Origin of the sequence: Novosphingobium rosa NBRC 15208, assembly GCF_001598555.1 — a bacterium.
Lineage (GTDB): Bacteria > Pseudomonadota > Alphaproteobacteria > Sphingomonadales > Sphingomonadaceae > Novosphingobium > Novosphingobium rosa.
Genome location: NZ_BCZE01000044.1, coordinates 1 through 18,050 on the forward strand (window position 1 = coordinate 1; position 18,050 = coordinate 18,050).

General features: G+C 65.1%; 16 protein-coding genes. 12 read left to right on the top strand and 4 right to left on the bottom strand.

The genetic code is table 11. The features are described from left to right. Positions 1-1,173 (bottom strand): oxidoreductase (locus tag SR3_RS17190; protein WP_456093771.1); only part of this gene is annotated, 1,173 nt, incomplete at its 3' end. A 29-nt stretch (positions 1,174-1,202) separates the two neighbouring features. Further along, complete coding sequence (locus SR3_RS17195) at positions 1,203-1,970, bottom strand: enoyl-CoA hydratase/isomerase family protein (RefSeq protein ID WP_218018840.1); 768 nt, start codon at positions 1,968-1,970, stop codon at positions 1,203-1,205. A 189-nt stretch (positions 1,971-2,159) separates the two neighbouring features. On the opposite strand from SR3_RS17195, the gene SR3_RS17200 reads away from it, so the two are divergent. Continuing rightward, complete coding sequence (locus SR3_RS17200; RefSeq protein WP_068088898.1) at positions 2,160-2,930, top strand: SDR family NAD(P)-dependent oxidoreductase; 771 nt, start codon at positions 2,160-2,162, stop codon at positions 2,928-2,930. 13 nt (positions 2,931-2,943) lie between these two features. Then, positions 2,944-3,693 (top strand): SDR family NAD(P)-dependent oxidoreductase, encoded by a 750-nt coding sequence (locus SR3_RS17205; protein ID WP_068088901.1) that lies wholly within the window; start codon positions 2,944-2,946, stop codon positions 3,691-3,693. 44 nt (positions 3,694-3,737) lie between these two features. Here the strand turns inward: SR3_RS17205 and SR3_RS17210 are convergent, their stop codons facing one another. Continuing rightward, positions 3,738-5,465: an FAD-dependent oxidoreductase gene (locus tag SR3_RS17210; protein WP_068088903.1), complete on the bottom strand. Its 1,728-nt coding sequence runs from the start codon at positions 5,463-5,465 to the stop codon at positions 3,738-3,740. A gap of 203 nt (positions 5,466-5,668) precedes the next feature. Here SR3_RS17210 and SR3_RS17215 point away from each other — a divergent pair, with 203 nt between their 5' ends. From SR3_RS17215 to SR3_RS17260, 10 genes are all read left to right on the top strand, one after another. Continuing rightward, entirely contained in the window at positions 5,669-6,799 is a 1,131-nt protein-coding gene (locus SR3_RS17215) for an acyl-CoA dehydrogenase family protein (protein ID WP_245653963.1), read from the top strand. A gap of 26 nt (positions 6,800-6,825) precedes the next feature. Continuing rightward, positions 6,826-7,584 carry a crotonase/enoyl-CoA hydratase family protein gene (locus tag SR3_RS17220; RefSeq protein ID WP_157098923.1) on the top strand — a complete coding sequence of 253 codons (759 nt, stop codon included), beginning with the start codon at positions 6,826-6,828 and terminating at the stop codon, positions 7,582-7,584. Between the two features lie 4 nt (positions 7,585-7,588). Beyond that, the gene (locus SR3_RS17225) at positions 7,589-9,154 is read left to right on the top strand and encodes a long-chain-fatty-acid--CoA ligase (RefSeq protein ID WP_068088911.1); all 1,566 of its coding nucleotides are present in this window, start codon (positions 7,589-7,591) and stop codon (positions 9,152-9,154) included. A 106-nt stretch (positions 9,155-9,260) separates the two neighbouring features. Next, on the top strand, positions 9,261-10,421 hold the full coding sequence (locus SR3_RS17230) for an NADH:flavin oxidoreductase (protein WP_068088915.1): 1,161 nt from the start codon (positions 9,261-9,263) through the stop codon (positions 10,419-10,421). A gap of 101 nt (positions 10,422-10,522) precedes the next feature. Continuing rightward, the gene (locus SR3_RS17235) at positions 10,523-11,701 is read left to right on the top strand and encodes a thiolase family protein (RefSeq protein WP_068088918.1); all 1,179 of its coding nucleotides are present in this window, start codon (positions 10,523-10,525) and stop codon (positions 11,699-11,701) included. Positions 11,702-11,716: 15 nt separating this feature from the next. Then, complete coding sequence (locus tag SR3_RS17240) at positions 11,717-12,478, top strand: SDR family NAD(P)-dependent oxidoreductase (protein ID WP_068088921.1); 762 nt, start codon at positions 11,717-11,719, stop codon at positions 12,476-12,478. Next, positions 12,475-13,275 carry a crotonase/enoyl-CoA hydratase family protein gene (locus SR3_RS17245; RefSeq protein WP_068088924.1) on the top strand — a complete coding sequence of 267 codons (801 nt, stop codon included), beginning with the start codon at positions 12,475-12,477 and terminating at the stop codon, positions 13,273-13,275. Before SR3_RS17240 ends, SR3_RS17245 begins: the two co-directional genes overlap by 4 nt. A gap of 15 nt (positions 13,276-13,290) precedes the next feature. Beyond that, positions 13,291-14,469 (top strand): acyl-CoA dehydrogenase family protein, encoded by a 1,179-nt coding sequence (locus SR3_RS17250; RefSeq protein ID WP_157098924.1) that lies wholly within the window; start codon positions 13,291-13,293, stop codon positions 14,467-14,469. Then, entirely contained in the window at positions 14,466-15,509 is a 1,044-nt protein-coding gene (locus SR3_RS17255) for an acyl-CoA dehydrogenase family protein (protein WP_068088931.1), read from the top strand. Before SR3_RS17250 ends, SR3_RS17255 begins: the two co-directional genes overlap by 4 nt. Before the next feature lie 72 nt (positions 15,510-15,581). Beyond that, positions 15,582-15,899 carry a 2Fe-2S iron-sulfur cluster-binding protein gene (locus tag SR3_RS17260; protein ID WP_068088934.1) on the top strand — a complete coding sequence of 106 codons (318 nt, stop codon included), beginning with the start codon at positions 15,582-15,584 and terminating at the stop codon, positions 15,897-15,899. 64 nt (positions 15,900-15,963) lie between these two features. On the opposite strand, the gene SR3_RS17265 is transcribed toward SR3_RS17260, so the two are convergent. Further along, complete coding sequence (locus SR3_RS17265; protein ID WP_157098925.1) at positions 15,964-18,030, bottom strand: PQQ-dependent dehydrogenase, methanol/ethanol family; 2,067 nt, start codon at positions 18,028-18,030, stop codon at positions 15,964-15,966. Positions 18,031-18,050 lie beyond the last annotated feature (20 nt).

Below are 18,050 nucleotides of genomic sequence, written 5' to 3' on the forward strand. Positions count from 1 at the left end.
CCCCGCCGGGCCGCCACCCACCACCATTACGCGGCGCGGTTCGGTAGCCGGTACCAGCTGCGCGTCACCGCGATAGAGCTCATGCCCATTGCCGGGATTGACCGCGCATTCCAGATGCCCGTGCTCGGTGGAGACCTGCGCCACGCAGGCCTGGTTGCAGCCGATGCAGGGGCGCACCTCCTCCACCTTGCCCGCCAGGCTCTTGTTGACGAGATCGGGGTCGGCGATCATCGCCCGCACCAGCCCGACCATATCGGCATCGCCGGCGCGGATGACCTGATCGCATTCCTCCAGCGTGCGAAAACGGCCCACCGCCATGGTGGGCAGGCTGATCTGGCGGGTGATGGGAACGCTGGTGGGCAATTCATAGCCCACCGGCTCATGCATGCCGCCCACCATCTTGGTGTAGCTGTTGTAATTGCCCACCGAAACATTGACATAATCGATCAGATCGCGCTCCTGCAGCATCAGCGCCACAGCCAGGTTCTGCGCCTCATCGACACCGCCGACGGTAAGATCCGGGGCCAGCCGCACCCCCACCACGAAATCGCGCGAGACGGCGCCGCGCACCGCCTCCATCAGCTCCAGCACAAAGCGGGCGCGCTCGGCGATGGTGGCGCCGCCATACTCATCCTCGCGCAGATTGGTGTTGGCCGACAGGAACTGGCCGGGCAGATAGCCATGGGCGCAATGCACATCCACGCCATCGATGCCCCAGGCCTCCATGCGCCGGGCAGCGGTGGCATAGGCCTCGATGATTTCGGCGATCATCGATTTGGTCATCGCGATGGGAACGATGCCCACCTCGACGCTGGGCGTGGGGCTGACCCCCCAGGGCGGGCTGCCATCGCGCGGCATGCTGTGATGCCCGGCGTGCCACAGCTGCTGGTAGATCTTCATATCATGCCTGCGGCCCATCTCGCCCAGCTTGCGGTAGCCCCCTTCCAGCTCGGGCTTCCACAGATCGATCGAGAGGGGGCTGGTGGAATGCACCGAGCCGACCTCGATGATCGACAGGCCCGCGCCGCCCCGCGCTCGCGCCTCATGATAGGCGATCAGCGCATCCCCCATGCTGCCCTTGCCCAGAATGGTGGCATGAGCGGGGCGGAAGATGCGGTTCTTGATGGTCTGGCGGCCAATCCGCAAAGGTGTGTGGACATGTGTGTAGGCCATGGCCTGGCTCTCCCCTGGACCAATTGTTCTTATTTCTTGCGCAGTGTCGCGATGGTCTCCGGCAGGTCGGGGCTGGCCATCGCCTCCATCTCGCAATCGAGGCCAAGGCTCAGCGCCTGGGCGGCCAGCAGGGCGGTGATGCGCGAAAAGGTCCGCTTGGTGCCATTGACGCCGCCCGCCGGCATCGCCGCGATCCGCCGGGCAAGCGCGTGGGCGCGGGGCAGGGCATCCTCGGCGGCTTCGACCAGCTCGGTCACCAGACCCCATTCATAGGCCTGGGCGCCGGTGATCACGTCTCCGGTGAGCAGGTAGCGCTTGGCGCGGTTGATGCCGATCGACTGGCTCCAGCTGATGACGCCCCCATCCCCGGCGACAAGGCCGACATTGACATGGGTGTCGGCAATCTTGGCGTCTTTCCAGGCCACCACGATGTCTGACACCGTGGCCACCGTGGCGCCCAGCCCGATGGCCGCGCCCTGCACCGCCGAGATCACCGGTATGGGCAGATCAGCCACACCCTGGAAGACCAGCTTGGCATATTTGACCATATCGTTGCGTATCGCTCTGCTGCGGTGCGCGTCGAGCATCTCGTCGAAATCGCCTCCCGCCGAAAAGGCGCGGCCTTCGCCGCACAGGATCAGCACCCGAACATCCGGCAGCCGGTTGGCCACCGCTTCGAGCGCAGCAACGAATTCGACATGGGCCGGCATGTCGAAGCGGTTGAGCAGATCGGGACGCGAGAAGCGCAATTCGGCCACGCCCTCATCGAAAGAGAGCGTCAGCGTTTCGTAAGTCATGCTCATCCCTTTGTTATGGTCTGGCTGGATCTTCTATGACGTCACGATAGCCCGCAGCGCAGGCCGATGACAGGGCGGGGACTTGACTGCCGGTGCACTGATCCATGCGCAGGACGGCGAAGTGGGGACTTTGCTTGAGCCGGGCCGCCCCGCACCTCACAAAGACTTCGAACAAGGAGGTCTGAGGCCATGCTTGCGCTTGAAGGAAAGGTCGCGCTCGTCACCGGGGGGGCGAAGGGGATCGGGTTTGCCATCGCGAGGCGCTTTGCCGCCGAAGGGGCAAGGGTGGCCCTTGCGGCGCGGACCATCGAGCAAGCCCGCCAGTCCGCCGGGCAGATCCCCGGTGATGTGCTGCCCATCGCGCTGGATACCACCGTTGACAGCCAGTGGCGTGCGGCGGTTGCGCAGTTGGACGAGCAGTGGGGGGCGCTCAATGTGCTGGTCAATTGTGCCGGGATCACGCGCAGTGCCCGGCTGATCGACACCGATGATGCCAATTGGCAGGATCATATGGATGTGAACCTGCGCGGCCCGTTCCTGGGGTGCCGCGCGGCGATCGGGCTGATGCGCCGCGATAGTAGGCCGGGCAGCATCGTCAACATCTCCTCCGCCTTTGGAGTGCGGGTGACGCCGGGCTTCACCGCCTACAGCGTCAGCAAGGCGGCGTTGAATGCGCTGACCCGTGTTTTCGCGCTGGAATGCGCCGCCGCTGGCGACCCCATCCGGGTGAACGCCGTGATCCCCGGTGGCATTGAGACCGAAATGTTCGAGGAAGAATTGCGCAAGACAGGGCTGGAGCGCGACAAGGCCTATGCGCTCTTCGCCAGGATCCATCCCATGGCCCGCATCGGCAAGCCCGAGGAGGTGGCGCAGGCCGCGCTCTGGCTGGCTTCGGATGCTTCGGGTTTCACCACAGGTGTCGAACTGGCTGTCGATGGGGGCAGCACCATAAGAGCTTGAAAGGGAACAGGGCATGGGCAAATGCGCGATCGTTTTCGGAGGGTCCGGTGGGCTGGGCGCGGGATGCGTCCGTGCGCTGGCGCGGGATTGGGCTCACATCGTGATCACCTATCGCGGCGGGCGCGAGAAGGCGGAGGCTCTGGCGGCCAGCCTGCCCGAAACCTGCCAGGGCTGGGCGGTGCCTTGCGATGTCACCGACAGGGGCTCGGTCTTTGCGGTGGTCGAGGAAGCGCGGGCGCGAGGCGGTGCGATCGATACGGTGGTCTGGGCCGCGGGCCTGGCCATCGAGCAGCCGCAGATCGGTGAGATCACCGAGGAGGAGTGGCGCGCGGTCTTCGATGCCGAGGCGCTGGGCTTCACCCGCGTGGTGTCGGCGGTTTTGCCGCTGTATCGCGCGCAGCAGGGCGGAAATTTCGTGGCGGTGACCTCGATGGCGAACACGCGGGTGATTGTGGGGGATACGATTTCCGCCGCGCCCAAGGCCGCGATCGAGGCCTTGTGCCGGGGAATTGCCAAGGAAGAAGGGCGCTTTGGCATCCGGGCCAATTCTGTCGCCCCCGGCGCGATGAACGCGGGTCTGGGCGAGTTGTTCATTGCCGAGCGGATGACGCCGGAATTCTGGGAAAAATTCCGTAAATCCATTCCCTTGCGCCGCTTCGGCCTGGCCGGGGACGTCGGCGAGGCCGCTGCCTTCTTTGCCTCGGAGCGGGCCAGCTATCTCACCGGGCAGACCCTGATCGTGGATGGCGGCTACACCTTGTGACGAGGGGAGAGGGGTATCCCTCCCCCTTCCCCCTTTGCCTGGGGTCAGGCGGTGACCTGTGCCGGGCTGCTGTTCACCCCGATGTTCACTCTGGCCTCGGCGGCCACCATGTCGGCGGCGACAAAGCCGAAGGTCATGGCCGGGCCGATGGTCCCGCCCGCACCGGGATAGGCATTGCCGAAAGGCGATCCCGAGGCATTGCCTGCCGCATAGAGCCCTTTGATCGGTGCATCATCCGCCCCCAGCACCCGCGCCTGAGCGTCGCATTTCAGGCCACCCTTGGTCCCCAGATCGCCCAGGCTGATCGGCACGGCATAATAGGGCGCCTTGACGATGGCGCCCAGGCAGGGGTTCGGCTTGAGCGAGGGGTCGCCGAAGTTGCGATCATAGGCATTGCCGCCGCGCCCGAATTCCGGATCCACGCCCGATTTGGCATAAGCGTTCATGCGAAGGACGGTCGCCTCCAGCCTGGCGGGATCGATCTCGATCTTCGCGGCCAGTTCGGCCAGCGTGTCGGCGCGGAAGATGTAGTGGTCCCACCAGTCCGGCGGGATGCGGCGGTCCGGCATCAGTGCGGTGGGCATGATCCCGCCGGCGGTGAACTTGCGGCGGAAGCTGGCGTCAAACACCAGCCAGCACGGGGTGTTGGCGCCGGTGCGCAGCTGGTCCTCCATCATCGCATTGCCGAAACGGTCATAGCCGCAGGCCTCGTCGACGAAGCGGTCGCCATTGCGGTTGACGCAGACACTGTGCGGGCGCCCGACATCGAACACGGCCTGATGGATTTCCTCGAAATTCGAGGCGGTGGTGAGGGGGATCGACATGGTGGGCACCCACCAGCCGGTTTCGGTGAATTCGGTCTTGGCGCCGATCTCCAGCCCCGCCTGAAGCAGCTCTCCGCGATTGGCTTCCTCGGGCGTGCTGCTGTTGCGGGTGTCGCCGGGGATGGTGAAGAAGCGGTTGCGCAGCTCCTGATTCCATTCGAAGCCGCCCGCGCAGACGATCACCCCATGGCGTGCCCGGATGGTCTCGGTGCGGCCGAAGCGCTCTGTCACCACGCCGGCCACGCGCCCTTCTTCCAGCAGAAAGGCCTTGGCAGCCGTGCCGAGCAGAAACTCGCCCCGCATCGCCCTGTAACGCTCGACCAGCGGGCCGATCAGCGCCGCGCCCAGGCTGAAGTGGCGGTCGCGCCGTGTGAGCCCGCGCGTGTTGCGATCGAACCAATAGCGGCCCATCACCTTGAGTACTTCGCGTTTCCACCCCGGAGAGCGCGTGGAGATGGTGTTGGCCTCCATAAAATCAAGCGTATAGCGGTTCATAAGCTTGAAACGGGTGAACTGTTCGCGGATCAGCGGGAAGAGATCGCCCAGGCGACGACCGTCATATTTGGGAAAGACGATCGAACGATCCGCGCGGGCCCCCGGATTCTCCGGGAAATAGTCCGGCCAGGGCATGACCACCGGCGCCATGCCGATCTCCTTGAGAAAGGCGATCATGCGTGGCCCGGCCTCCAGGAAGGCGTCGATGCGGTCCTCGCGCACAGGGCCATTCGCCACGGAGCGCACATAAGTCATCGCTTCGGCTGCGCTGTCAGGGGTGCCCAGGCCGTGATTGGGGATCCAGATCACCCCGCCCGAGGTGGCCGATGTGCCGCCGATCTTGTGGGTCTTTTCGATCACCAGCACGTTGAGGCCGCGTGACGCCGCGCGTACCGCCGCCACCATGCCCGCCGAGCCGGAACCGGCCACAATCACATCGTACATTTTTGTCATGCCTGTTTCTCCCACGTGCCTTCAGCTCTAGCGGGGTGGGGGCAGGGCCGCGATGCTTTCGCGCCGCAGTGCAGGCCATGCATCGTTTCACTGCAACCCCAGTCAAAGCGCGGGCGCGGCATCCGGTGTAGGAGACCGGAAGCAATTCCCCAAAAGAGGAGCGCCTGGGTTTGGCCGCCTTCGATTTACCCCGCCCTGCCTTCATGGACGACGAAGATCTGCGCCTGTTCGAGGCCATGGTCGACCGCTTTCTGGACGAGAATGCCGATGCGCACACTCTGGCGCGCTGGCGCGAGCAGGGATTCGTGGAGCAGGACACCTGGCGCAAGGCGGGTGCTGCAGGCATCCTTGGCGCGACGATTCCCGAGGCTTATGGCGGCTCCGGTCTGGATTTCCGCTATGACGCCATTGTGATGGAGCGGCAGGGGCTGAAAAACGCGCTCAACTTCGCTTATTCGCTGCATACTACCGTGGTGGCGCCCTACATCTACCATTATGCCACCCCCGAGCAATGCCGGGCCTGGTTGCCGGGCGTGGTCTCGGGCGAGACGCTGCTGGCTGTGGCGATGACCGAACCGGGGGCCGGATCCGACCTGCAGGGGATGCGCACCAGCGCGCGGCGCGATGGCGATCATTATGTGATCAACGGGCAAAAGACCTTTATCTCGAATGGCCATGCCTGTTCGCTGGTGGTGGTGGCGGCCAAGACCGATCCTTCTGCCGGGGCCAAAGGCATTTCCCTGTTCGCGGTGGAGGTCGACAAGGTCGAGGGTTTCGAGCGGGGCCGCCTGCTGGACAAGCTGGGGCAGGAAGGGCGCGACACCGCCGAACTCTTCTTCAACGACATGCGCGTGCCCGCCGAAAATCTGATCGGCGGTGTCGAGGGCCGCGGCTTTGGTATGCTGATGGAGCAACTGCCCAAGGAACGGCTGGTGATCGCCTGGCAGGCGATGGGGATGATCGAGGCCGCGCTGGCGCTCACAGTCGATCATGCCAAGCAGCGCAAGATGTTTGGCGGATGCCTGTTCGATCAGCAGAACACGAAATTCAAGCTGGCGGAATGCAAGACACGGGCCACGGCGGCAAAGACCTTTCTTTACCATTGCACCGAACAGCTTTTGAACAAGGCGCTCGATCCATCGACCGCATCCATGGCCAAGCTCTTCGTCACCGAGGCGCAGGCCTTTGTCATCGATGAATGTCTGCAGCTGTTCGGTGGCTATGGATACATGCTCGAATACCCCATCGCCGAGATGTACAAGGACGCCAGAGCTTTCCGCATCTACGGCGGTGCCAGCGAAATCATGAAATTGCTGATTGCGCGCTCGATTTAGGCGCATGGATGAAGGGGGAAACCGCGATGCCCGTTGAATTCGATATACAGGATGGCGTTGCTGTCATCACCATCAACCGTCCCGAAGCGCGCAATGCCATCGACCGTGAGACAGCGCTGGCCGCCGAGGCCGCCGTCATCAGGATCAATGCCGATCCCGCGATCCGCTGCGCCGTGATCACGGGCGCGGGTGGCAGTTTTTGCGCGGGGATGGACCTGAAGGCCTTCCTGCGCGGCGAGGTGGTGCGGCTGCCCGGTACCGGATTTGCCGGCATGACCCAGTCGAAGCTGGAAAAACCCTTCATCGCGGCGGTCGAGGGCTATGCCTTGGCGGGCGGCTTCGAGATCATGCTGGCCTGTGACATGGTGATCGCCGCCGAAACCGCGAAATTCGGTCTCACCGAGGTGAAGCGCGGGCTGGTGGCCAACGCTGGCGGGCTGGTGCGCCTGCCACGGCAAATGCCGATCAAGCTGGCCTCCGAATTTGTGCTGACCGGAGACATCTATCCCGCCTCGCGCCTGGCCGCCGCCGGGGTCATCAACCGCATGGTGCCTGAGGGACAGGCGCTGGCCACGGCGCTGGATGTGGCCCGCTTGATCGCCGGGAATGGGCCGATGGCGGTGTCGGTCAGCCGCCAGGTGCTTAACGATAGCCGGGAATGGCCGGAGGCCGAGATGTTCGAGCGGCAATTTGTGATCACTGCGCCGGTTTTCGCTTCCGACGATGCCCGCGAAGGGGCGGCGGCCTTTGCGGAAAAGCGCGCGCCGGTGTGGAAAGGCTGTTGAGCGCATGGGTGATGCCTTCGGCCTTGCCCATGATCGCCTGACCACCTTGTGGGATGAGCTGGCCTATCATGCATCCGCCACGCCGGATCGCGCCGCTCTGGCCTTTGCGGGCCGCACGACGACCTATGCGGCGCTGCATGACCAGTCCGAGGCCATGGCCACGCGTCTGATCGCGGCGGGTTTCGGGCCGGGCGACCGCATCGGCTATCTGGGCAAAAACAGCGACAGCTATTTCGTGCTGCTCTATGCTGTCGCACGGATCGGGTTGGTGCTGGTGCCGCTCAACTGGCGTCTGGCCGAAGCCGAGATGGCCTTTATCGTGGCGGATGCCGCCATGCGCAGCCTCTATGCCGATGCGGCGTTTCTCGCCATGGCCAGCAGGCTGGCGGCGCGGGAGGATATTCCGGCGATGCTGCTGGACTATGCCGCGCTCCTGCCCAGATCGCGGGTTGCTCTGCCGCCCTTTGTCGCCGATCCGCATCGGATCGTGTTCCAGGTCTATACTTCGGGTACCACGGGGCGCCCCAAGGGGGCCATGCTCACCCATGCGAATATGCTGGCCTTGCGGGCGCCAGGCTATCGCGCCGGCTTTGCCTGGTTTCCCCGGCGCGACGATACGGTGGCGCTTGTCTTGCCGGTCGCTCATATCGCCGGCACGGCTTACGCGCTTTTCGGGCTTTACGCCGGGGCGCAGGTGGCAATCACCAGCGAGTTCGATCCGCCCGGCGTGCTGGCGCTGATCGAGCGCCACAGGGTCAGCCATATCTTGCTGGCGCCCGCCGCGATGCAACTGCTGATGCAGCATCCGGGTGTGGAGAGGCGTGACCTGTCCTCGCTGAAATTTATCACCTATGGCGCCGCGCCCATCGCCGAGGCGCTGCTGCGTGCCGCGATGGCGCTGTTTGGCTGCGATTTCATCCAGATGTATGGGATGACCGAGGCGGCGGGCGGTGTTGTCGCCTTGTCACCGGAGGATCACCTGTCAAGCCAGGCAGACCGTCTGCGCTCGGCTGGGCGGGCCATGCCGGGGGTGGAGCTGGCGGTTGTCGATGATGAATGGGGCTCCCTGCCCGCCGGGCAGATCGGAGAGATTGCCATACGTTCGCCCTCGGTGATGGCGGGCTATTGGCGGAGGCCGGATGCCGATGTGGAAGTCCTGCGCCCCGATGGCTGGATGCGCACCGGCGATATCGGGCGCATGGATGCCGAGGGCTATCTCTACGTGCTCGACCGGGCGAAGGACACGATCATCACAGGCGGCGAGAATGTCTATCCTGCCGAGGTCGAGAATGCGATCTTCGGTCATCCCGCCGTGCTGGACGTTGCCGTGGTAAGCGCGCCGTCGGTGACATGGGGCGAGGATGTGGTGGCCATTCTGGTGCCCCGTCCGGGGACTGCTGCCCCCACGCTGGTGGAGATCCGCGCCTGGCTGGAGGGGCGGATTGCCCGTTTCAAGATGCCCCGGCGTGTGGTTCTGGCGGCCACGCTGCCCCGCAACGCCGGCAACAAGCTGCTGCGCCGGGAGTTGCGCGCGCCGTTCTGGGCGGAAGAGAAAGGTGCGGTCGGCTGACAGCTTGCCCGTGGACGCAGCCGGTCTTGTCCCCCTGCACTGACCGCTTGGCGCGACCGGTTTCCTGCGACACCACGGATGGACGTTCAGCAAGGATATCTGTGTCATGACTGTCGATGTGGCTTTGGACCGTGAGAGCCTGTTTACGCCTCTGACTATTCGCGGTGTCACGGTGCGCAACCGGATCGTCATGTCGGCGATGACGCGCGGCTTCTGTCCGGATGGTGTGCCGACCGAGGATGTCGTGGCCTATTACCGCCGCCGCGCGGAAGGGGGAACCGGGCTGATCATCACCGAGGGCGTGGCGGTGGATCACGCTGCAGCCCTGGGCGATGCCGGTCTGGGCGAAAACAACGTTCCGGTGATGAGCGGCGACGCGCTGGATGGCTGGGCGGAGGTGGTCAAGGCCGTGCATCAGCATGGCGGGCGGATCATACCGCAACTCTGGCATCAGGGGGCCATGCGCAAGCCGGGCACCGGCCCCAACCCGGATGTGCCCAGCGTCAGCCCGTCGGGCCTCTGGGGCCCGCTGGGCCGGATGACGTCGATCAACCCGACAAGCATCCCCAAGGATCCCGTCATCGGCGTGCCGATGAGCGAAGAGGATATCGAGGATGCCATCGCGGCTTTCGTGCGCAGTGCGGTCAATGCGGTGGCGGTGGGTTTCGACGGGATCGCGCTGCATGGCGGCCATGGCTATCTGATCGACAATTTCCTGTGGGAAGGAACCAACCAACGCGATGACCGCTGGGGCGGAGACCGCAATCGTCGCTCTGCCTTCGGGGCGGAGATCGTGCGCCGTATCCGCGCGGAAATTGGCCAGGACCTGCCAATCTTCTTCCGCTTTTCGCAGTGGAAGCAGCAGGATTTCCGCGCGACACTGGCCGATACGCCAGAAGAACTGGCCGACGTTTTGCAGCCATTGGCCGATGCGGGGGTCGATGTCTTCGATGCCAGCGTGCGTTATTACAACCGCGCGGGTTTTGAAGGATCGCCGGACTCGCTGGCGGGCTGGGCGCGCAAGGTGACCGGTGCCCTGTCGATGGCGGTCGGCGGTGTCGGCATCAACCAGGGCATGTACGATCGCGTGAAGGCAACCGCCGCCGTGACCGACTTTGCCCCCTTGCTTGAGCGGTTCAGCAAGGAAGAATTCGATCTGGTTGCGGTGGGGCGGGCGATGATCGGCGACCCTGAATGGACCAGAAAGTTTCGCGATCATGCCGATCCGCGCCCTTATCGCGCCGAGGATGATGGAATCTTGTCCTGAGTTGAAGGTCATGTTGCCCGGCCTGCGCGCGCTATGGCCTGAATTGGCAAACAAAGTCATCATGTTTTCGAAACATTACAGTATTCCCGAAGAGGATCAGCATGCAGAACGTGCCTGTTATCATCGATATCGTTCGCTCCCCGATGGGGCGGGGCAAGGCGGGTGGCATCCTGTCCGGTGTTCATCCCGCCGATCTTTTGCGCCAGGTGCTGGTGGCGCTGGTCGAGCGCAACAAGCTTGATCCTGGCGCGGTCGATGATCTGATCATGGGCTGCGTCAGCCAGGCGGGCGAGCAGGCCGTGCCGGTTGGCCGCACCGCCTGGCTGGCGGCCGGCTATCCCACCCATGTGCCCTGCACCATGGTCGAACGACGCTGCGGATCGAGCCAGCAGGCGGTGCATTTCGCGGCGCAGGGCGTCGCCGCGGGCGCTTATGACATCGTGCTGGCAGGCGGAATCGAATCCATGAGCAGGGTGCCGATGGGCTCGGCCCGGATGGGGGCCGACCCGCATGGGGTCGCCTATGACCAGCGCTTTCCCGACACGGTCGGCCAGGGCGTGGCGGCCGAGCTGATCGCCGCGCGCTGGCAGATCGACCGCGACGCAATGGATGCCTATTCCGCGCGTTCGCACCAACTGGCCGAGGCCACGCGTCTGGCGGGCGGGCTGGGCCATGAAATTGTTCCCATCGAAACCCCCGACGGCGTCGTCGCGCAGGATGAGACGATCCGTGCCACCACCACCGCCGAAGGGCTGGCGCAGCTGCGCACCTCGTTCAACAATGATGTGCTTGCCGCGCGTTTTCCCGAAATCAGCTGGAGCATCACGGCGGGCAATTCCTCGCAGATCACCGATGGAGCCTCGGTCGCGCTGATTATGTCGGAAAAGGCCGCCAACCGGCTTGGCCTGCAGCCCAAGGCACGTTTCGTGGCCTTCGATGTCATCGGCGATGATCCCCTGCTGATGCTGACCGCGCCGATCCCCGCCACCCATCGCGTGTTGCGCAAGGCTGGCCTGTCGATCGAGGTCATGGACCATATCGAGGTCAATGAGGCTTTCGCGCCGGTGCCGCTGGCCTGGCTCAAGGAGCTGAAGGCCGATCCGGCCCGGCTCAATCCGCGCGGCGGGGCGATCGCGCTGGGGCATCCGCTGGGCGCTTCGGGCACACGGCTGATGGGCTCGATGCTGCAGGGGCTGATCGAAACCGGCGGGCGCTATGGCCTGCAGACCATGTGCGAGGCCGGGGGCCTAGCCAATGCAACGATTATCGAACGCTTCTAAGCAGGGTGATGGACCATGGAGATCAAGGGTATTGTCGCAGTCGTCACGGGCGGGGCATCGGGCCTGGGGCGCGCGACGGCGGAAAAGCTGGTGGCCACGGGGGCCCGCGTGGTCATCGCCGATTTGGCGCCGAACGGTGAGGAGGTCGCGCGCGAGATCGGTGGCGGCACGCGTTTCGTGGCCGCCGATGTCACCAACACCGAGCAGATGGACGCTGTCTTCGATGTGGCGCAGGAACTGGGCACCTTGCGTGCCGTGGTGCATTGCGCCGGGCGCGGCGGCCCGATCCGGGTGGTCGACCGGGAGGGAAATCCCGGCTCGCTGGAGGTCTATGAGACCGTCGTCCGCATCAATCTGATCGGCAGCTTCAACGTGTTGCGCCTTGGCGCCGCGCGCATGGCCAAGAATGAACCGGTTGAGGGTGAGCGCGGGGTGGTCATCATGACGGCTTCGGTGGCCGCCTTCGAAGGGCAGATTGGACAGATTCCCTATGCTTCGGCCAAGGCGGGCATCGTGGGCATGACCATCGTGGCCGCGCGCGATCTGGCCAGCCACCAGATCCGCGTCTGCACCATTGCCCCTGGCACCTTCGACACGCCGATCCTGGAACGCGTGAAGGAAGACGTCCGCGAGGCGCTGGCCGCAGCTGTGCCGCATCCGCGTCGGCTGGGCCGCCCCAGCGAATTCGCGCTGCTGGCCGAGCAGATCATCGCCAACCCGATGCTCAATGGGGAAACCATCCGCATCGATGGCGCCATTCGGATGCCCCCGCGATGAGCGAGTTCGTTCTTGCCGACTTCTCGCAGGGCATTCTGACCCTCACGCTGAACCTGCCCGAAGCGCGCAATCCCATTTCGAAACCGCCGGTGATCGATGCACTCTGTACTGCGATCACCGAGGCGGACAGGAATCTGGATTGCCGGGTGGTGATCCTTACCGGGGCCGGATCGGCCTTTTCGACGGGGGGGGATATCGCCTCGATGCGCCAGGGCGGCGGGCTGAACGATCCGGCGCCAACGATCACCAGGCGCAACTACCGCAACGGGATCCAACGGCTGCCCCTGCTGTTCGAGAGCATCGAGGTGCCGGTCATCGCGGCGGTCAATGGCCCGGCCATCGGGGCGGGCTGCGATCTGGCCTGCATGTGCGACATTCGCATCGCGGCCGATACCGCCAAATTCGCCGAAAGCTTCGTGAAGATGGGCATCGTGCCCGGCGATGGCGGGGCCTGGCTGCTGCCGCGCATCGTGGGCTGGTCCAAGGCCAGCGAGATGGCCTTCACCGGCGATCTGCTCGATGCGGCGCAGGCTTTGGCTTGCGGTCTGGTGTCGAGGGTGGTGCCCGCCGCCGCGTTGGCAGGGGAGGCGCGTGCTCTCGCGGAGCGCATCGCGGCCAATCCGCCCCATGCCGTGCGCATGACCAAGCGGCTGATCCGGGAAAGCCGGCTGGCCAGCCTGTCGGCCATTCTGGAGGCCTCGGCGGCGGCGCAGGCCTTGTGTCATACCACGCGGGATCACGCCGAGGCGGTGAACGCGTTTCTTGAAAAGCGCCCGCCTGTTTTTACCGGCCAATAAATTCGGGGACTTGCTGTGAGCGACCAAGACCAGACACACGCCTTGCGGGCCGAACTTCGCCAGTGGCTGGCCCGGAACCTGCCCGCCGATTGGCGCGACCATCAGCATGGGGACAATCTTCCCGGCTTCCTGGCGGCGCAAAAGGCCTGGTTCGCCCGTCTGGTCGAGGGGGGCTATGCCACGCCGCACTGGCCAAAGGATTATGCGGGCGGGGGCCGTTCCCTGCCCGAGCAGATCGCCATCTTCGAGGAGTTGGCACGCGCGGGCGCCCCGCGCATGAGCCTGTTCTTCGTCTCGCTCTACCATGCCGCGATGACGCTGGTGGAATGCGGCACAGAGGCGCAGCGCGCCCGCCATCTGCCGGCGATCCTGAAGGGAGAGATCTGGTGCCAAGGCTTTTCCGAGCCGGGCGCCGGTTCGGATCTGGCCAGCCTGCGCACCCGTGCAGTGCGCAAGGGCGACCGCTACATCGTGTCCGGGCAGAAGATCTGGTCGACGCTGGGGCAATTTGCCGATCAGTGCCTGCTGCTGGTGCGCACCGACAGCAGCGGCCCGAAGCAGGGCGGCATCACCTTCCTGCTGATGGATATGAAATCCAAAGGCGTGGAAGTGCGCCCCATCAAGCAAATCACCGGCGATGAGGAATTCGCCGAGATCTTTCTGGATGAGGTCGAGATCCCGGTGGAAAATCTGGTCGGCCAGGAAAATAAGGGCTGGAAGGTTGCGCAGGTGACGCTCTCCTCGGAGCGGGGGCTGACGCTGGTGGAGCTGACCGAGCGTCTGGCGCTGTCCCTGTGGCGGCTGGTTGCAGCGGCTGGCGGGCAGGAGCGTCTCGATACGCAGAGCGCGCGCGCCGTGGTCGATATTGCGGCGCGCATCGAGGCCTTGCGGGCGATGCTGGCCACGCTGATGAGCAACCGGATGTCCGGGCAGGAGAGGGTTGGCGATGCCTCCATCCTGAAGCTGGCCTATGCGCGGCTGTCGCGTGATTTCACGGCGCTTGGCCTGCGGTTGGAGGGCTTGGCCGCACTGCGCGATACGGATTACATTCTGGGTGCCGGCTATGAAACTGGCAATTGGATGTTCGATTTTCTCAACAGTTATCAATACAATATTGCGGGCGGCAGCAACGAGATCCAGCGCAACATCATCGCGGAGCGCGTGTTGGGCATGCCACGGGAGGCGCTGGTATGACGGTTCTGGACAGTGAGACGCGCATCGATCCCGAGGAGATCCGTGAAACCGCGCAGCGCTTCCTGGCGAATAAGGTCGAACGTCGCGCCGCCTGGGAGGGCAAGGATGCGGGATGCGCGGCGCTGGAGGCGGAGATGGCCGAACTGGGCTGGTATCTGCTGATCGTGCCCGAGGCGCAGGGCGGGCTGGGCCAGAGTTTCGAGGCGCTGGCCCCGATCTATGAGGAAATGGGGCGTGCTCTGGCGCCAAGCTGGCTGGCAGGAACGATGGCCGCCATCGATGTTCTGGCCACCGGTGGCCATGCGGAGGCTCTGTCGGATCTTGTCGGGCAGGGGTGGCGGATTGCGACCATCGTGTTGCCGGCGGGCCAGACTCCTGATCATGCGCAGGTGCGGATTGTGGGCGGGGCTGATCGTGCCACGCATCTTTTGCTGATCGCCGCCGATGGCTCCGCCGCGCGGCTGATCCCGGCCGATGCTGTGGGGGTCAGCCTTGTTCCGGTCGAGACATGGGATCGTGGCCGCGCTTATGCTGCCCTTTCGGTCGAGGGCGAGCAAGGCAGTCTGGCGGTGGATGGCAGTCTGGCCCTGGCCGTGGCCCAGGCCCATGGCGATCTGGCTCTGGCGTGGGATTCCATCGGTGCGGCCTCGCAATGCCTGAGCGAAACCATCGATTATATGCTGGGGCGCCAGCAGTTCGGGCGGCCGATCGCATCGTTTCAGGCGCTCAAGCATCGCGCGGCGGATCACAAGGTAGCGCTGGAACTGGCCCGCGCTCTGGCGCGCCATGCCAGCAGCGCTTTCGCCCGCCGGAGCGAGGGCTGGGCGGTGCTGGCTGCTCAAAGCCGGATCCTGGCGGTCGAGGCTTTCCGGGCCATTGGCGAGGATGCGGTCCAGATGCATGGCGGTGTCGGCTTCACCTGGGAATACAATTGCCATCTCTTCCTCAAGCGGGCCCTGGTGAATGAGGTGATGGATGGCACGCCCGATCAGATCCGTGACCGGATCGCCGCGCAGGTGGCCGCCCAAGCCATGGGGTAAGGTGGCCTGTAGCCAGAAAATCCTGCCTGTGAGGGGGCAGCTACAGCCATTCAATGAGGGGATCGTACAATCATGGGTACATTGCTGATCGTCGACCGTGACGGCAAGGAGACCGCAGTCGAGGGGATCGCCGGTCGTTCCGTGATGGAAATCATGCGGGACAATGGTTTCGATGAGCTTCTGGCCTTGTGTGGGGGCAGCTGTTCCTGCGCGACATGCCACGTCTATGTGCACCCGGATTTTGCCGACCGGCTGCCACCGATAAGTTCTGACGAGGACGATCTGCTCGACAGTTCCGACAATCGGAAGGAAAGCTCACGCCTGTCCTGTCAGCTCCGGTTCGAGGCTACCTTGGACGGCCTGAAGGTGGAGATCGCCCCGGAAGATTGAACCGCCCAAGGCCTGTACCCAACCGCCGCGCCATGCGTGGCGGGGGCTTGGCTCAATTGGGGGCTCAATTGGCCTGTCGATGGGCCTGCGCATGCAGAAACTGCCTGATGTCCGTCAGCTGCTGGGTGGAAAGCTCAGCGAAAGCGGGCATGCCCTGGCTCTGCAATGCGCCGTGGCGGACAATCTGCTCGAAGGTCTCGGCGGATCCGGGCATGGCGGAGCGGAGCAGTTCCGGCGCAGTGCCGCCCGATGCGCCGGGCATGCCGTGGCAGGCGACACAGCGCCGCGCGAACAGGCCAAATCCGCGTTCGGCGGCTTGGGCATCGGGCAACAAGGCGGGATCGTCATGCCAGGCCGAAACGACCGGCACGGGCGCAGCAAGCCTGGCACTGCCCCCCAGGGCAAAGGTCAGGATCCGGCGTTGCTGGCTGCGATAATCGACCGTCATGGCCATTTCGCCGCCGAGTACACCGGCAGTGGTGCCGACGCCCGCCAGTACCGTAATATACTCCTTGCCGCGCGCGGTGTAGGCGATGGGCGGGGCCAGCACGGGCACCCCCGCATCGAAAGACCAGAGCCGGCGCCCGCTCGCGGCGTCATAGGCGATGAAGCGCCCCTGGCCTTGCCCTTGAAACACCAGCCTGCCGCCTGTTGCCAGCACGCCGCCATTCCAGGCTGCTGGTGTGGGCACCTTCCACGCCTGGCGGCGGCGCAGGGGATCCCATGCCAGCAGATAGCTGTCCTGCTGGCCGCTGACCGGCACCACCCTGGCTGCCGGAGACCATTCGCCCGTATCGGGATGACGCCAGCTTTGCGGATCGATCCCGGCGTTGCTGAAGGTCTCGCCGCTGTTCATCACCGGCACATAGACCAGCCCGGTCTGCGGGCTGAAGGCCGATGGCAACCAGCTGTGGGCGCCGTGAGGGCTGGGCCAGAGCTCGAAGGACTGGCCGTCCGCGTAGCGCGCGCCGGGCGTTTCGACCGGACGCCCGGTGACAGAATCGATCGCGCTGGCCCAGGTCACCTTGGCGATCCGGTCCGCCGAAATGAAGGCGCCGGTGTTCCTGTCGATGACATAGAGATAGCCGTTTTTGGGCGCCTCGATCACCACCTTGCGCGGCTTTCCGGCGATGGGCAGCGTGGCCAGATGCATGTCCATGGCGGCGTTGTAATCCCAGGTCTCGCCAGGGTTGAACTGGAAGTGCCATTTGTAGCGCCCGGTATCGGCATCCAGCGCGATGATCGAGCAGAGGAACAGATTGTCCCCCTTGCCCTCGCTGCGGACCCGGTGGTTCCAGGGGGCGCCATTGCCCGTGCCGATGAACAGGCTGCGCGTTTCGGGGTCATAGCTGAAGGTGTTCCAGGCGGTGCCGCCGCCGCCATGCTCCCACCAGCGCCCGCTCCAGGTCTTGGCGGCCATGGCCTGGGCGCTGTCCTCGAAGCCATCCGCCGGATTGCCGGGCACCGTATAGAACCGCCAGAGCTGGCGGCCGCTGCGCGCATCATAAGCGGTGACATAGCCCCGCGTCGGGCCGACATCGGCGCCGCCATGGCCGATCAGCACCTTGCCGTCAAAGACGCGCGGCGCGCCAGTGATGCTGCGCATATCCTCCTTGCCAACCGTCATCACGCTCCACAGCGTCTTGCCGGTTCGGGCCTCCAGCGCGATCAGCCTGCCATCGACCGTGCCGACGTAAAGCCGCCCCTCCCACCAGGCCAGGCCACGGCTGCCCCAGTTCATGCGCAGCTTTTTGCCGGCGGCCTCTGCGGCATGCGGGTCGTAGGTCCACAGGATTCTGCCGCTTGCGCCATCGATGGCGCGTACCACGCTGTAGCCGGTCGCGGTGTAGAGTACCCCATTTACGGCGATCGGCGCGCTCATCGGGTTGCCGGGGGGAAGGTCGATGCTCCAGGCCAGGCCCAGGCGGGCAACCGTGCCGGTGCTGATCGCGGAGAGTGGGCTGAAATGCTGTTCGCCAAGGGTGCGGCCATAGGCTGGCCAATCAGCGCCACTGGCCGAATCGCGCAGGCGGGCGTCGGGGTCTGCAACTGGCGGGCCATGAGCCGCCAGAGGGGTCATGCCAGCGATCGCGAGGGCCGCCATCGCCGTGCCCAGAATGGGCCAAGACATACGAAAAGACACATGAAAAG

What these genes read in the sequence shown, in the direction of transcription:
- SR3_RS17265 (WP_157098925.1), bottom strand. Translation starts at nt 18,030, where the DNA reads ATGTCTTGGCCCATTCTGGGCACGGCGATGGCGGCCCTCGCGATCGCT.
- SR3_RS17230 (WP_068088915.1), top strand. Translation starts at nt 9,261, where the DNA reads ATGACTGTCGATGTGGCTTTGGACCGTGAGAGCCTGTTTACGCCTCTG.
- SR3_RS17205 (WP_068088901.1), top strand. Translation starts at nt 2,944, where the DNA reads ATGGGCAAATGCGCGATCGTTTTCGGAGGGTCCGGTGGGCTGGGCGCG.
- SR3_RS17255 (WP_068088931.1), top strand. Translation starts at nt 14,466, where the DNA reads ATGACGGTTCTGGACAGTGAGACGCGCATCGATCCCGAGGAGATCCGT.
- SR3_RS17240 (WP_068088921.1), top strand. Translation starts at nt 11,717, where the DNA reads ATGGAGATCAAGGGTATTGTCGCAGTCGTCACGGGCGGGGCATCGGGC.
- SR3_RS17200 (WP_068088898.1), top strand. Translation starts at nt 2,160, where the DNA reads ATGCTTGCGCTTGAAGGAAAGGTCGCGCTCGTCACCGGGGGGGCGAAG.
- SR3_RS17195 (WP_218018840.1), bottom strand. Translation starts at nt 1,970, where the DNA reads ATGACTTACGAAACGCTGACGCTCTCTTTCGATGAGGGCGTGGCCGAA.
- SR3_RS17210 (WP_068088903.1), bottom strand. Translation starts at nt 5,465, where the DNA reads ATGACAAAAATGTACGATGTGATTGTGGCCGGTTCCGGCTCGGCGGGC.
- SR3_RS17245 (WP_068088924.1), top strand. Translation starts at nt 12,475, where the DNA reads ATGAGCGAGTTCGTTCTTGCCGACTTCTCGCAGGGCATTCTGACCCTC.
- SR3_RS17220 (WP_157098923.1), top strand. Translation starts at nt 6,826, where the DNA reads ATGCCCGTTGAATTCGATATACAGGATGGCGTTGCTGTCATCACCATC.
- SR3_RS17260 (WP_068088934.1), top strand. Translation starts at nt 15,582, where the DNA reads ATGGGTACATTGCTGATCGTCGACCGTGACGGCAAGGAGACCGCAGTC.
- SR3_RS17215 (WP_245653963.1), top strand. Translation starts at nt 5,669, where the DNA reads ATGGACGACGAAGATCTGCGCCTGTTCGAGGCCATGGTCGACCGCTTT.
- SR3_RS17225 (WP_068088911.1), top strand. Translation starts at nt 7,589, where the DNA reads ATGGGTGATGCCTTCGGCCTTGCCCATGATCGCCTGACCACCTTGTGG.
- SR3_RS17235 (WP_068088918.1), top strand. Translation starts at nt 10,523, where the DNA reads ATGCAGAACGTGCCTGTTATCATCGATATCGTTCGCTCCCCGATGGGG.